We start from the raw sequence: 12,431 nt of genomic DNA, 5'->3' as shown, positions 1-12,431 counted from the left end.
TCACCGCGCGTGACTACAGCAGATTGGATCGGTCAACACTATGGCGCTGGTCACCGTATCGAGAGGCCTGAAGCGCCTCGGCATTCACCTGAATGTCGCAGCGCGTGGTGGGTGCTAAGGCGTGTCGGCGACGCGAAACGGGGCTGGTCTCCGGGGGAGACCAGCCCCGTTTCAGGGGATCAGTGCCAGTTGGCTTCGAGAGCCTTTTGCAAGACCTCCGGTTGTTGCGGGCGCTTGGCCGTCAGGGTTGTCGGGCCGGTCTCCGGGGTTGGTTTGGGCAGGGGTTCGCACTTGGTGTCCGGGCCTTCGCCCGGTTGGCGCTGCGGGAGCTTGCCCGTGGACAGGTAGTCCGCGATCTGGTCGTCCAGGCAGGTGTTGCCACCCAGGGAGCCCGAATGGGTCGTGCCGCCGGGGAGGCTGATCAGGCTGGCGTTGGGGAAGCGCTTGCGGGCTTCCAGGGCTCCCGGGAACGGGGTTGCCGCGTCCAGCTCTTCGCTGATCAGGAGGGCGTTGTCGACCTTGCTGCCGTCCACCTCGACCGGCTTGCCGGGCTTGGCGGGCCAGGACAGGCACGGGGCGTTGTACCAGGTGTTGGACCAGGTCTCGAACGGCGCCTTCTCGTGGATGTTCCAGCTGTCCTTGCGCCACTGCGGCCAGCTCTGCGGCCACTTCACGTCCGTGCACTGGACTGCCAGGTAGACCGCGAAGCCGTTGTCGTCGCCTGGCGTGTTGGAGCGGTCGTAGATCTTCTTCAGCGTTTCCCAGTCGCCGTTGTGCACCCAGCCGGCGAACGCCTTGGCGCGGCTGTCCCACGCCGACTGCGAGTAGCCCGCGGTCAGGAACACGTCGACCCACTCGTCGGGGCCGATCACGCTGCCGGCGGGTTCCTTGTCGAACGCGGCCTGCTGCTCGTAGAACAGCTTCTCCACGTCCGCACCGCTGGTGCCCAGGTGGTAGACGTCGTCGTGCTCGGCGACCCAGTCGAAGAAGATCTTGATGTTGCGGTCGAAGGCGACGTCCTGGTTCAGGTTCGCGTCGTACCAGACGTCCTCGACGTTCACCACGCCGTCCATCACCACGCGCCGCATCCGGTCCGGGTGCAGGGTGCCGTAGACCTGGCCGAGGTAGGTGCCGTAGGAGAAGCCGTAGTAGTTGATCTGGTCAGCACCCAGCGCCTTGCGGATGCTGTCCATGTCCTCGACGGTGTCGGTGGTCTTGACGTGCTCGAGGAGCTTGCCGGTGTTGCCGCAGGCGCGGGCGTAGCCCTCGGAGCGGTCGCGCCAGGTCTTCTCCAGCTCCGGCGTGGTGGGCACGTAGTTCGGCCGGTCGTAGGAGAAGTAGTTCGGGTCGCAGGAGATCGCCGGCTCGCTGGATCCGACGCCGCGCGGGTCGAAGCCGATCCAGTCGTAGGCTGCGCCCGCGTTCTTGGGCACGTACGCGCCGAGCGTCGACAGGCTCAGCCCGGAACCGCCCGGGCCGCCCGGGTTGACCAGCATGACGCCCTGGTACTGGTCGTCGGGCACGGTGTGCTTGATCCGGGAGACCGCGAGCGAGATCTGCTCGCCCGCCGGGTCGGCGTAGTCCATCGGGACCTGCAGCATCCCGCACTCCGCGTCGGCCTTCTGCAGGTCCTCGTCGGAGCACTGACCCCATTGGATCGGCGTCGGGTCGAACCCAGGTGGTGCCGGGGCCGCGCTCGCGGCCACCGGTGACAAGCCTGCGAGCAGCCCGACCGCCATCGCAGCGGTGACGATTTTTCTCACGAATGCCCCCGTCCGTCCGGTTGTGCCCACTACCAGCGGTGAGCAATGTGGACAGTAAAAGGGATCAGCCGTGCCGAGGCTGCATGCTTGGCGAGAATTGGTCTGCCTGGGGGGAACTCCGGTCAGTACGAGCAGGTGCTGAGCATGCTCTGCAGGGCGGTCTTCTCCGCGGATTGCAGGGCCAACTGCCAGCGGTGCTTGGTGTGGATCCAGAACTTCGCGTAGCCGCAGTAGGTGTTGGTGCGCGGCGGCTTCCACGCTGCCGGGTCGCGGTCGCCCTTCGAGCTGTTGATCTCGGTGGTCACCGCGATCAGCTGCGGGCCGTCGAGGTCACGGCGAGGCCGTCGCGTCGGAATGTGCCACGCCGAATACCGCCGCATGACAGCACAACTACCGGTAGTTGAACAACGGCACGCTCGTCCGATGTGGATGCCCTGTCGAAAGGCCGCCGAATGCGGCTGATCGGTCTATTCAGGGGTGCCAGGGGCTGGGTTTGTCCGTTGCTGGGCGGGTTGGGTCGAGGTGGTGGGGTGCGCCGAGTTCGTCGGACCGGAGGGTGGTCAGACCTTCGGTGATGGATCGCATGATGCGGTCGCGGGCTCGGGCCGCGTCGCCGACCCGGTCGGCGGACAGGTCGCTGAGGTCGACCGGGGATCCGAAGTGGACTCGCAGCTTCGGTCGGCAACGAACTGCGCGCAGCCACGAGGAGAAGAGAATCCACAGGTCGCGGGCGCTTTCCACGGTGACCATGCCGTAGCACATCGCCTCGTGGGCACCCCACTGGCTGATCGGGACCACGGTCGCACCGGAGGCCAGCGCCATGCGGGCCACGCCGGTCTTCCCGCGCTCCGGCCACATGTCCGGTTCGAGGGTGATGCGGCCCTCCGGGTACAGCAGCACCGGGTGGTCGTCGCTGGTCAGCGCTGCGACCGCCTTGCCCATCGCCTCGGCCGCCGTGCTCTTGCCGCGGTCGACGCGGACGTGCCGGCAGCGGCGCAGCAGGCCGCCCAGCACCGGGGTGTCGAACAGGCCGCCCGTGGCCATGAAGCGGGGCGCCAGTCGGCGGGTCCGGCAGGCCGCGATCAGGACGAGGGGGTCCAGGTTGCCGATGTGGTTGGCGGCCAGCAGCAGCGGCTTGCCGAGCACCTCGTCCGGCACATCGCCGGTGATCTCCAGACGGCCGGTGACGGCGACGATGGCACGATCCACCCGCATCAGCGCACGCCACAGCAGCGGCGCGGCGCGGAACAGCTTCTCGCGGTCGGTTCGGCGTGTCGGCTCGTGCTGACCGGACGGGAGGGCAACCATGATGATTGAGGATCTCACGCCCGATGCCCCGTTCGGGGCACAACGCCCGAGAAAACGTCCGAATCGCCATCCGCAGTGGCTGTTGTGACGGGAGAGGCGGGTGCGGATACCGTGTGGGGTATGGCGAGCCGGACATCGAACGGGGGACGTGGCTCGGCGCGCAGCAAGAGCGCCACGAAGAGTAGCGGCTCCGGATCCCGCAGTGGCGGATCGACTCAGAGCAAGTCCCGCGCGAAGTCGGGCACTAGCAGCAGCCGGAAGAGCACGGCGAAACCGCGCAGCTCGACGCGTCGGCAACCGGCGAAGCGGAACACGCGGTCCCGCGGTGGCGGGGGAGTGGCGCGCGGCGTTGGCAGCGTGGTGCGGGCGATGGGCAAGACCCGGGAGCTCGACCCAGCGCACCGGCGCGACGGACTCGCGCTGATCTTCCTGGCCACCGCTGTCATCGCGGCCGCGGGCGTGTGGTGGCAGGCCGGTGGTCCGGTCGGGCACGGGTTCGACCTGGCGCTGCGCTCGGTCATCGGCTCGGCCGCGGTGGTGCTGCCGCTCGTGCTGCTGGTCACCGCGATCCTGCTGATGCGTACCGAGAGCACCGCCGAGGCCCGGCCGCGGGTGGTGATCGGGTCGATGCTGCTGATCCTCACCACGCTCGGTGTTCTCCACATCGCCAAGGGTTCCCCGCTGGAGCCGGAGAAGTGGCCGGAGGCCGGTGGTGCGCTCGGCTTCGTCACCGGCGGGCCGCTGGCGTACGGGCTCACCCCGTGGGTCGCCGTTCCGGTTCTGGTGCTGGTCGGGTTGTTCGGATTGCTGGTGCTCACCGGTACTTCGATGCGCGACATCGGCGACTGGATGCGCGGCGTCGGCTACGAGGACGAGGAAGACGAACCCGCGGAGCCGAAGCGGGCCAAGTCGAAGAAGGCTGCGGAGGCGGATCCGGCCGACGTGAAGCTGCGCCGTCCGTCGCGGCGGCGCCAGGCGGCGATGGCCGACGACGAGGACCCGCAGCTGTCCCTCGAAGACGTGCCGGAGGAGCCGACCCCGGCGCCCAAGCCGAAGGCCGTCGCTGCCGCGGTGCCGGCCCAGCCCGCGCCGGAGAAGCCGAAGAAGAGCGGCAAGCCGCAGATCAGCCGCAGCGTCGAAGGCGACTACAAACTGCCGCCGCTGGACGTGCTCACCGACGGCGAACCGCCGAAGAACCGCAGCCGCGCCAACGATCAGATGATCGAGGCGATCACCGCGGTGCTCGAGCAGTTCAACATCGACGCGCAGGTCACCGGCTTCACCCGCGGCCCGACCGTCACCCGCTACGAGGTCGAGCTCGGACCGGGCGTGAAGGTCGAGAAGATCACCGCGCTGACCAAGAACATCGCCTACGCGGCGGCCACCGACAACGTGCGGCTGCTGGCGCCTATCCCCGGCAAGTCCGCAGTGGGCATCGAGGTGCCCAACACCGACCGCGAGATGGTTCGCCTCGGTGACGTGCTGCGCTCCGACGAGGCGACCAAGGACGGTCACCCGCTGGTGATGGGCCTGGGCAAGGACATCGAAGGCCACATGGTCACCGCGAACCTGGCCAAGATGCCGCACCTGCTGGTCGCCGGTTCCACTGGTTCCGGTAAGTCCAGCTTCGTCAACTCCATGCTGGTGTCGCTGCTGGCGCGGGCGACGCCGCAAGAGGTCAGGATGATCCTGATCGACCCGAAGATGGTGGAGCTGACGCCCTACGAGGGCATCCCGCACCTGATCACGCCCATCATCACCCAGCCGAAGAAGGCCGCCTCCGCGCTGGCCTGGCTGGTGGAGGAGATGGAGCAGCGCTACCAGGACATGCAGGCCAACCGGGTCCGGCACATCGACGACTTCAACAAGAAGGTGAAGTCCGGCGAGATCACCGCCCCGCTGGGCAGCGAGCGCGAATACCGGCCGTACCCGTACATCCTGGCCATCGTCGACGAGCTCGCCGACCTGATGATGACCGCGCCGCGCGACGTCGAGGACGCCATCGTGCGCATCACGCAGAAGGCGCGAGCCGCGGGAATCCACCTGGTGCTGGCCACCCAGCGGCCGTCGGTGGACGTGGTGACCGGTCTGATCAAGACCAACGTGCCGTCCCGGCTGGCGTTCGCCACCTCGTCGCTGACAGACTCGCGGGTCATCCTCGACCAGCCCGGCGCCGAGAAGCTGATCGGCATGGGCGACGCGCTGTACCTGCCGATGGGTGCGTCGCGGCCAGCTCGCGTGCAGGGCGCGTTCGTCGCCGACGACGAGATCCACCGCATCGTCTCGTTCGCCAAGGACCAGGCCGATCCGGAGTACACCGACGGGGTCACCGCGGCCAAGGCCGCGGACAAGAAGGAGATCGACTCCGACATCGGCGACGACCTGGACGTGCTGCTGCAGGCGGCGGAACTCGTGGTGACCAGCCAGTTCGGTTCGACCTCGATGTTGCAGCGCAAGCTGCGGGTCGGGTTCGCCAAGGCCGGGCGGTTGATGGACCTGCTGGAGTCGCGCGGCGTGGTCGGCCCGTCGGAAGGATCGAAGGCGCGCGAGGTTCTGGTCAAGCCCGACGAGATGGAGAACGCGCTGTACGCGATCCGCGGTGGGCCTTCGCCGGACGACGAGTGACTTCCGCTGGTCATGGCTCGTGAGCATTTCGGGGTGCCATAGCGCCCCGAAGTACTCACGAGCTTTCAGCAGGCGGAACGTGCGGACTTCGTTCTTCGCGTTTTCACCAGCATTTTTCGCTGGTGTTCCCATTTGGTTAGCGCTACTCCGAATGCGCTTGGCGGATTGCGCTGAATGGAATCCTCGTGCGGGCCGAATTTCACGATCTTTGAGATAGTCTCCGGCGCGCTGACGGTATTCATCCGCCGCGGTTTCGTTGACCAGAAGATGGTCCAGATGCGCTCCGCCGATGACCGGAACGGGACCGATCTGCGCGAGACGATTGTGAACGACAAGTTCACCGTCCGGCCCGGGATGGCCGGTGTGCGGAAGCTGCCGGACGGCACGTACGTGATGGGCAACGAGGTCTGCAACTACGACCCGGTGCACATCTGCACGATCTGGACGCGAACCTCTCAGGACGGCTGGGACTTCGGCGACCCGTCCGACCTGAGCCGCGGCTGGCGCGAGACCCCATCGCCGGTGCAGCTCACCTACAACCAGGGCAGCGTGTTCCGGAACACGTCCCAATGCCCAGCAGCGATCTGGAACATCCAGATCTGCGACACCGCCTGAGCCGCGATCACGTCACCCGCAGCGATTACAGCGTTACCACCAGGCAGAAATCGCTGTCCTCCAACTTGGCAACCGGCTCACCGCCAGGCCACACCAGGCCGTCCGAGGGGCGGAAACTCTCCAAGCACGTCGGTACTCCTCAGTACTGTTCGTGCTGGCCAGAGCGCATTTCCGAGCAGTCGCCCAAGTCCCGCCAAGCCCCCGATATAAAGCACCTTTGACCAGCCCGCCCGTCGCCCCCAAAAGGAGGCCCTGCGCGCCACGGTATTGGTTGGGTCAAAGGTGCCCTTCACTTTGCAGAAATCAGCGGCGCAGCGTCGCGTGGGTGTGGTTCAGCTCGGAGATCGAGTGGACTCCGAGTAGTTGGAGGGTGCGGACGATTTCGGTGCGGAGGATGTCCACTGCCTTCTCGACGCCGCGCTCGCCGCCTGCCATCAGGCCGTAGAGGTAGGCGCGGCCGATCAGGCAGGAGTCGGCGCCCAGGGCGATTGCGGCGACGATGTCAGCACCGCTGGTGATGCCGGTGTCCAGCATGATCTCCGCGCGGTCGCCGATCGCTTCGCGCACCGCTGGGAGCAGCTCCAGCATGGTCGGCGCCCGGTCGAGCTGGCGGCCGCCGTGGTTGGACAGGATCACGCTGTCCGCGCCCAGCTCGACCACTCGGCGGGCGTCGTCGGGGTTCTGGATGCCCTTGACGATCAGCGGTCCGTTCCAGAGCTCGCGCAGCCACTCCAGGTCCGCGTAGTTCAGCGACGGGTCGAACATCGCGTTGATCAGGTCGTGCGCGGTGCCCGACCAGTGCCGGAAGGAGGCGAACGACAGCGGCTCGGTGGTGAGCAGGTTGAACCACCAGGCCGGGTGCATCGCACCGTCCATGATGGTCTTGAGCGTCAGCTCGGGCGGGATGGTCAGGCCGTTGCGGGTGTCGCGCAGCCGCGCGCCGCCGACCGGGGTGTCCACCGTCAGCAGCAGCGCTTCGTAACCTGATTCCTGCGCGCGCTGGACCAGGTCCCGGCTGGCCTCGCGGTCCTTCCACAGGTAGAGCTGGAACCACTTGCGGGCGTCCGGGGCCGCCGCGGCCAGGTCCTCGACGGAGGTGGTGCCCATGGTGGACAGCGCGTAGGGGATCCCGGTGCGTTCGGCGACGCGGGCCACCGCCGGTTCGCCCTCGTGGTTCATCATCCGCGTGAAACCGGTTGGGGCGAAGGAGAACGGCAGCTTCGAAGGGGCGCCGAGGATGGTGGTCGAGGTGTCCACCGACGACACGTCGCGCAGCACCGAGGGGTGGAACTCGACGTTGCGGAAGGCGTGGCGGGCGCGGCGCAGGCTGATCTCGGCTTCGGCGGCGCCATCGGTGTAGTCGAACACCGCGCGGGGAGTGCGCAGGCGGGCGATGGTCCGCAGGTCGGCGATGGAGTGCGCGGCGGACAGCCGACGCTTGGTGGGGTTGAACTGCGGTGGTTTGACCTGCAGGAGAGGACGCAGTTCGGACCAGCGCGGGAGTTGCCGGTTGACCATTCGAGCTCCCTTCGTCAGGCAGCGACGTTACCCGCGCGAACGGGTGCGGTGCGTGTGGTTTTCACCGCAGGGAGCCCGGAAACTGTCTGACGCACTCGTTTTGCGTGGCGGCGTCGGGGCCGACGACAGGCCCGGCCCGACCGTCCGAATAGGACAGCGGGCCGGGCTCGACCGTCAGCTGTTCGGGCCGAGGTGCACGACCTGGCCGGCGGCGTTGACCGCCTGGAACTTCGGCAGCTCACCGGCGGCCGAGGGCAGCTGCTGGATCTGCGCGTGCTCGACGGCCTCGGCGGTGGACCCGCTCACGCCGCCGAACTCCCGCACCGCGAAGTAGTAGATGTTCGCGGTGCCCTTGCACGCCACGTTGTTCCCGCAGGCCGAGTACATGTCGGCGCGGAAGTTGTCGTCGACCTTGCGGCGGTTGGCCTCGGTGAACCGGTCCTGCTTCTTGTAGTTGCGGTAGCCGAAGTCGTGCCGGTTGCAGCTGGGGCCGAACTCGAAGCCCAGCGGCTTGTCCGGCGACATGGAGCAGCCGTCCGAGGACCAGTCGAGCTGGTCGTTGTGCGGCTGCTCGGCGCGGGTCGTGGTGAAGGCGTCCAGGGAGAGCTCGAACAGGTACTTGTCGGTGGTGGCCTGCAGTTCGCCGGGGCTGAGGTCGGCGTGCGCGGTACCGGCGGTGAGCAGCAGTGCGCCGGTGGCGACGGCGGTGGTGACAAAGCCACGACGAGCAGGGGATCGTTCCACGGCAGGGCTCCTCGGATCCGAAGTGATCGCTCCCCGTGTTATAGCCGGTACGCGTGGTGTCCGTGGTGCGCTTGAGGGTCAACCGCGAGATCGGCCCCGAAGAACTCCACCGTTCGGGTGGCGGTGGTGTCGGAGCGCGATCAGTGCGTCCCGGTGTCAGGTGAGGGTGAGGAGCATTCGGGTGTTGCCGAGGGTGTTGGGCTTGATGTTGGCCAGGTCGAGGAACTCCGCCACGCCCGCGTCGACCGAGCGCCGCATCTCCTCGAAGACCTCGGGGCTGACCGGGGCGCCGTCGACGGTCAGGAAGCCGTGGCGGCCGAAGAAGTCCGTTTCGAAGGTCAGCACGAACAGCCGGGGCAGACCCAGCTCGCGCGCCAGTTCCACCAGTCGGCGCACCAGCCGGTGTCCGATGCCGGAACCCTTGACTGAGGGGTCGACAGCGACGGTGCGGATCTCGGCGAGGTCCTCCCAGATCACGTGCAGCGCACCGCAGCCGACGATGCGGGCCGGCTGGTCGGGTTCGGTCAGCTCGGCGACCCAGAACTCCTGGATGTCCTCGTAGAGCGTGACGAGGTTCTTGGCCAGCAGGACCTCACCGGCGTAGGTGTCGACCAGGGCCTTGATCGCCTTGACGTCGGCAATCCGCGCCCGCCGAATTTCTATCGCCGATGACGCATAATCATTCATACGGGCATCGTAGCGCCGTCGGGCGACGGATCGTGCATCACGCGCCGAGGTGCAGCGGCATCCGCGTGTTGCCGAGGGTGTTCGGCTTGATGTGCGCCAGGTCGAGGAATTGGGTCACGTCCTCATCCGGCGAACGCTTGATCTCGTCGTAGACCTCGGGCGGAGCCGGGGTGTCGGCGATCGGCAGGAAGCCGTGGCGGCCGAAGAAGTCGGTCTCGAAGGTCAGCACGAAGATCCGGGCCAGGCCGAGATCGACGGCTTCTTCGGCGAGCAGGGCGACGATCGCGTGTCCGACACTGCGGCCCTTGGCCATCGGATCGACCGCGACGAGTTCCTTGCCCGGCAACACCTTTCCCGCGTAGTGGTCGATCAGCGCCTTGATGGCGCGGACGTCGCGCACTCGGGCCGGGCGGATCTCCACTGGAGCATTCACATTAGGTAGGCCTAACCAAAGATGATCATCCTGGGGTATCGTTGCAGTCGTAATCTCGACCACCGAGCGCCGCTGTCATTTAGGTCCGGGTGAACGTCTGCTGCGCGAGAAATCGGGGTGAACGCCGGGTTCGAGCAGGGCGTCCGCGCCCGGACGTTAGGCTCGAGGCATGTCAGCCGAGCAGAATCACCGCCGAGTCGCCATGGTCACGCTCGGTTGCGCGCGCAACGAAGTCGACTCCGAGGAACTCGCCGGCAACCTGCACAGCCGCGGGTGGGACCTGGTCGACACCGAAGACTCCGCCGACGTCGTGGTCGTGAACACCTGCGGCTTCGTCGAATCGGCCAAGAAGGATTCCGTCGACACGCTGCTCGCCGCCTCCGACACCGGCGCGAAGGTCGTCGCCGTCGGCTGCATGGCCGAGCGCTACGGGTCCGAGCTCGCCGAGCACCTGCCGGAAGCCGACGCGGTGCTGGGCTTCGACCACTACGGCCAGCTCGCTGAGCGCCTCGACGACGTCCTCGAGGGCAAAGCCATCCAAGCGCACCAGCCGCAGGACCGGCGCAAGATGCTGCCGATCAGCCCGGTATCCCGGCCCGCCGCGGCCGCCGACGTCGCGGTGCCCGGCCACGGCTGGGTGCCCGCCGCGCGCTCGGTGGCCCGCCGCCGCCTCGACGACTCGCCGGTCGCCGCGCTGAAGCTGGCCTCCGGCTGCGACCGGCGCTGCTCGTTCTGCGCCATCCCGTCCTTCCGCGGCTCCTTCCTGTCCCGGAAGCCGGAGGAGGTGCTGGGCGAGGCCATGTGGCTGGCCGAGCACGGCGCCAAGGAACTGTTCCTGGTCAGCGAGAACTCCACCTCCTATGGCAAGGACCTCGCCGACCCGCGCGCCCTGGAGCTGCTGCTGCCGCGGCTGGCCGAAGTCGAGGGCGTCGAGCGCGTCCGCGTCTCCTACCTGCAGCCCGCCGAGACCCGGCCCGGGCTGGTGCGCGCCATCGCCAGCACGCCGGGCGTCGCGCCCTACTTCGACCTGTCCTTCCAGCACTCCAGCGAGTCGGTGCTGCGGCGGATGCGCCGGTTCGGCTCCACCGAGTCGTTCCTGAAGCTGATCGCGCAGATCCGCGAGCTGGCGCCGGAGGCGGGCATCCGCAGCAACTTCATCGTCGGCTTCCCCGGTGAGACCGAGGAGGACTTCGCCGAGCTGCAGGACTTCCTCACCCGTGCCCGGCTGGACGCGGTCGGCGTGTTCGGCTACTCCGACGAGGACGGCACCGAGGCCTCCGAGTTCGCCGACAAGCTCGATTCCGACACCGTCGACGAACGCGTCGAGAAGCTGTCCGACCTGGTCGACGAGCTGATCGCGCAGCGCGCGGAGGACCGCATCGGCAGCGAGGTGCGGGTGATGATCGAGCGCATGGACGACGACGAGTGCATCGGACGTGCCGACCATCAGGGGCCGGAGGTGGACGGCGAGTGCATCGTCGCTGATGCTGGAGAGGTCAGCGTGGGCGATGTGCTGCGCTGCTGGGTCGTGGACAGCGAGGGCGTGGACCTCGTCGTCACCCCGGTGGAGGGCACGCCCGCGGAGGACCGGTCCGGGGAGCGACCATGACGGCCGATGGTGCGTCATCCAATCCGCAGGTGGTGCGGACGGAGCCGGTGCCCGTGGTCAACATCGCCAACGCGCTGACCGTGTCCCGGTTGGTGCTGGTGCCGGTGTTCCTGGTCGCCCTGTTCTGGGACGGCGGGCACGACGAGCTGTGGCGCTGGATCGCCACCGGCGTGTTCGCGCTGGCCTCGATCACCGACCGCATCGACGGTGACATCGCCCGTCGCCGCGGTCTGGTCACCGACTTCGGCAAGGTCGCCGACCCGATCGCGGACAAGGCGCTGACCGGCGCCGCGCTGATCGGGCTCAGCATCCTCGGCGATCTCGGCTGGTGGGTCACGCTGGTGATCATCGGCCGCGAGCTGGCCATCACGCTGCTGCGCTTCTGGGTCATCCGGCACGGCGTGATCGCGGCCAGCTACGGCGGGAAGGTCAAGACGCTGCTGCAGGCGCTCGCGATCGGCCTGTACCTGCTGCCGTTCGGCGACTGGGTCGAGCTGCCGCGCTGGATCCTGATGGGCGCGGCGCTGCTCGTCACCGTCGGCACCGGGCTTGACTACGTGGGCCGGGCCATCCGGCTGCGCGCGGCAGGGCGGGCGAAGGCCGCCGCATGATCCTGGAGCCGATCGGTCTGCCGTTCTCGCAGGTGGGCGAGCTGCTCGACACGCTGCGCACGCGCGGCGAGACGGTCGCCACCGCGGAATCGCTGACCGCTGGGCTGGTCGCCGCTGCGCTGACCGAAGTACCCGGCGCCAGCGACGTGGTCCGCGGTGGGCTGGTCGTCTACGCGACCGACCTGAAGGTGGAGCTGGCCGGCGTCGACCGTGAACTGCTCGCCGAGCACGGCGCGGTGCACCCGCGGGTCGCGGAGCTGCTCGCCGACGGTGCGCGCACCAGGTGCCGGGCCGACTGGGGCATCGGGTTGACCGGCGTCGCGGGGCCGGATCCGCAGGACGGCGTGGCACCTGGGACAGTGCACCTGGGATTCGCCGGTCCGGGCGGCGCCACCGTGCACTCGGTGCGCTTGGCGGGGGACCGGCACCGCGTGCGGGCTGCGGCCGTTCGGGTGGCGCTGGAACACTTCGCGGACCTGTTGCGTTCATCCTGAAGGGGTACCGTGCGCTGGCGGAAC

At 68.2% G+C, this 12,431-nt stretch carries 12 protein-coding genes; 5 read left to right on the top strand and 7 right to left on the bottom strand.

Annotation, left to right across the window (positions count from 1 at the left end; translation table 11 throughout):
• Positions 1-179 precede the first annotated feature (179 nt).
• The 3 genes from ACWCO2_RS10665 to ACWCO2_RS10655 form a co-directional block, all read right to left on the bottom strand.
• Entirely contained in the window at positions 180-1,763 is a 1,584-nt protein-coding gene (locus tag ACWCO2_RS10665; protein WP_450127481.1) for an alpha/beta hydrolase, read from the bottom strand.
• Positions 1,764-1,885: 122 nt separating this feature from the next.
• Complete coding sequence (locus ACWCO2_RS10660; protein WP_450127480.1) at positions 1,886-2,143, bottom strand: hypothetical protein; 258 nt, start codon at positions 2,141-2,143, stop codon at positions 1,886-1,888.
• A gap of 91 nt (positions 2,144-2,234) precedes the next feature.
• Positions 2,235-3,071 (bottom strand): lysophospholipid acyltransferase family protein, encoded by an 837-nt coding sequence (locus ACWCO2_RS10655; protein ID WP_450127479.1) that lies wholly within the window; start codon positions 3,069-3,071, stop codon positions 2,235-2,237.
• 369 nt (positions 3,072-3,440) lie between these two features.
• On the opposite strand from ACWCO2_RS10655, the gene ACWCO2_RS10650 reads away from it, so the two are divergent.
• Positions 3,441-5,696, top strand: coding sequence for a DNA translocase FtsK (locus tag ACWCO2_RS10650; protein ID WP_450127541.1), 2,256 nt, complete (start codon positions 3,441-3,443; stop codon positions 5,694-5,696).
• A 276-nt stretch (positions 5,697-5,972) separates the two neighbouring features.
• Positions 5,973-6,311 (top strand): hypothetical protein, encoded by a 339-nt coding sequence (locus ACWCO2_RS10645; protein ID WP_450127478.1) that lies wholly within the window; start codon positions 5,973-5,975, stop codon positions 6,309-6,311.
• A gap of 303 nt (positions 6,312-6,614) precedes the next feature.
• On the opposite strand, the gene ACWCO2_RS10640 is transcribed toward ACWCO2_RS10645, so the two are convergent.
• From ACWCO2_RS10640 to ACWCO2_RS10625, 4 genes are all read right to left on the bottom strand, one after another.
• Complete coding sequence (locus ACWCO2_RS10640) at positions 6,615-7,829, bottom strand: alpha-hydroxy acid oxidase (RefSeq protein WP_450127477.1); 1,215 nt, start codon at positions 7,827-7,829, stop codon at positions 6,615-6,617.
• 174 nt (positions 7,830-8,003) lie between these two features.
• Positions 8,004-8,573, bottom strand: coding sequence for a phospholipase (locus ACWCO2_RS10635; RefSeq protein WP_450127476.1), 570 nt, complete (start codon positions 8,571-8,573; stop codon positions 8,004-8,006).
• A gap of 156 nt (positions 8,574-8,729) precedes the next feature.
• A complete protein-coding gene (locus tag ACWCO2_RS10630) occupies positions 8,730-9,260 on the bottom strand; it encodes an amino-acid N-acetyltransferase (RefSeq protein WP_450127475.1) in 531 nt (176 codons plus the stop codon).
• Positions 9,261-9,297: 37 nt separating this feature from the next.
• Positions 9,298-9,693 carry an amino-acid N-acetyltransferase gene (locus tag ACWCO2_RS10625; RefSeq protein WP_450127474.1) on the bottom strand — a complete coding sequence of 132 codons (396 nt, stop codon included), beginning with the start codon at positions 9,691-9,693 and terminating at the stop codon, positions 9,298-9,300.
• Positions 9,694-9,862: 169 nt separating this feature from the next.
• Between ACWCO2_RS10625 and rimO the strand changes: the two genes are divergently transcribed.
• The 3 genes from rimO to ACWCO2_RS10610 are packed head-to-tail and all read left to right on the top strand — an operon-like array spanning position 9,863 to position 12,407.
• Positions 9,863-11,302: a 30S ribosomal protein S12 methylthiotransferase RimO gene (gene rimO / locus ACWCO2_RS10620; protein ID WP_450127473.1), complete on the top strand. Its 1,440-nt coding sequence runs from the start codon at positions 9,863-9,865 to the stop codon at positions 11,300-11,302.
• Entirely contained in the window at positions 11,299-11,913 is a 615-nt protein-coding gene (gene pgsA / locus ACWCO2_RS10615) for a CDP-diacylglycerol--glycerol-3-phosphate 3-phosphatidyltransferase (RefSeq protein ID WP_450127472.1), read from the top strand. The genes rimO and pgsA overlap by 4 nt, the downstream gene beginning before the upstream one ends.
• Complete coding sequence (locus tag ACWCO2_RS10610; RefSeq protein WP_450127471.1) at positions 11,910-12,407, top strand: CinA family protein; 498 nt, start codon at positions 11,910-11,912, stop codon at positions 12,405-12,407. The genes pgsA and ACWCO2_RS10610 overlap by 4 nt, the downstream gene beginning before the upstream one ends.
• The last annotated feature ends 24 nt before the right edge of the window (positions 12,408-12,431 follow it).

The organism is Saccharopolyspora sp. NPDC002376 (assembly GCF_053593195.1).
This window is presented reverse-complemented; position numbering and strand designations above follow the sequence as displayed.

Excerpts from the sequence above, each read along its gene's own strand:
- ACWCO2_RS10645 (WP_450127478.1), top strand. The coding sequence starts at position 5,973 with ATGCGCTCCGCCGATGACCGGAACGGGACCGATCTGCGCGAGACGATT.
- ACWCO2_RS10610 (WP_450127471.1), top strand. The coding sequence starts at position 11,910 with ATGATCCTGGAGCCGATCGGTCTGCCGTTCTCGCAGGTGGGCGAGCTG.
- ACWCO2_RS10630 (WP_450127475.1), bottom strand. The coding sequence starts at position 9,260 with ATGAATGATTATGCGTCATCGGCGATAGAAATTCGGCGGGCGCGGATT.
- ACWCO2_RS10660 (WP_450127480.1), bottom strand. The coding sequence starts at position 2,143 with ATGCGGCGGTATTCGGCGTGGCACATTCCGACGCGACGGCCTCGCCGT.
- rimO (WP_450127473.1), top strand. The coding sequence starts at position 9,863 with ATGTCAGCCGAGCAGAATCACCGCCGAGTCGCCATGGTCACGCTCGGT.
- ACWCO2_RS10655 (WP_450127479.1), bottom strand. The coding sequence starts at position 3,071 with ATGGTTGCCCTCCCGTCCGGTCAGCACGAGCCGACACGCCGAACCGAC.
- ACWCO2_RS10650 (WP_450127541.1), top strand. The coding sequence starts at position 3,441 with ATGGGCAAGACCCGGGAGCTCGACCCAGCGCACCGGCGCGACGGACTC.
- ACWCO2_RS10640 (WP_450127477.1), bottom strand. The coding sequence starts at position 7,829 with ATGGTCAACCGGCAACTCCCGCGCTGGTCCGAACTGCGTCCTCTCCTG.
- pgsA (WP_450127472.1), top strand. The coding sequence starts at position 11,299 with ATGACGGCCGATGGTGCGTCATCCAATCCGCAGGTGGTGCGGACGGAG.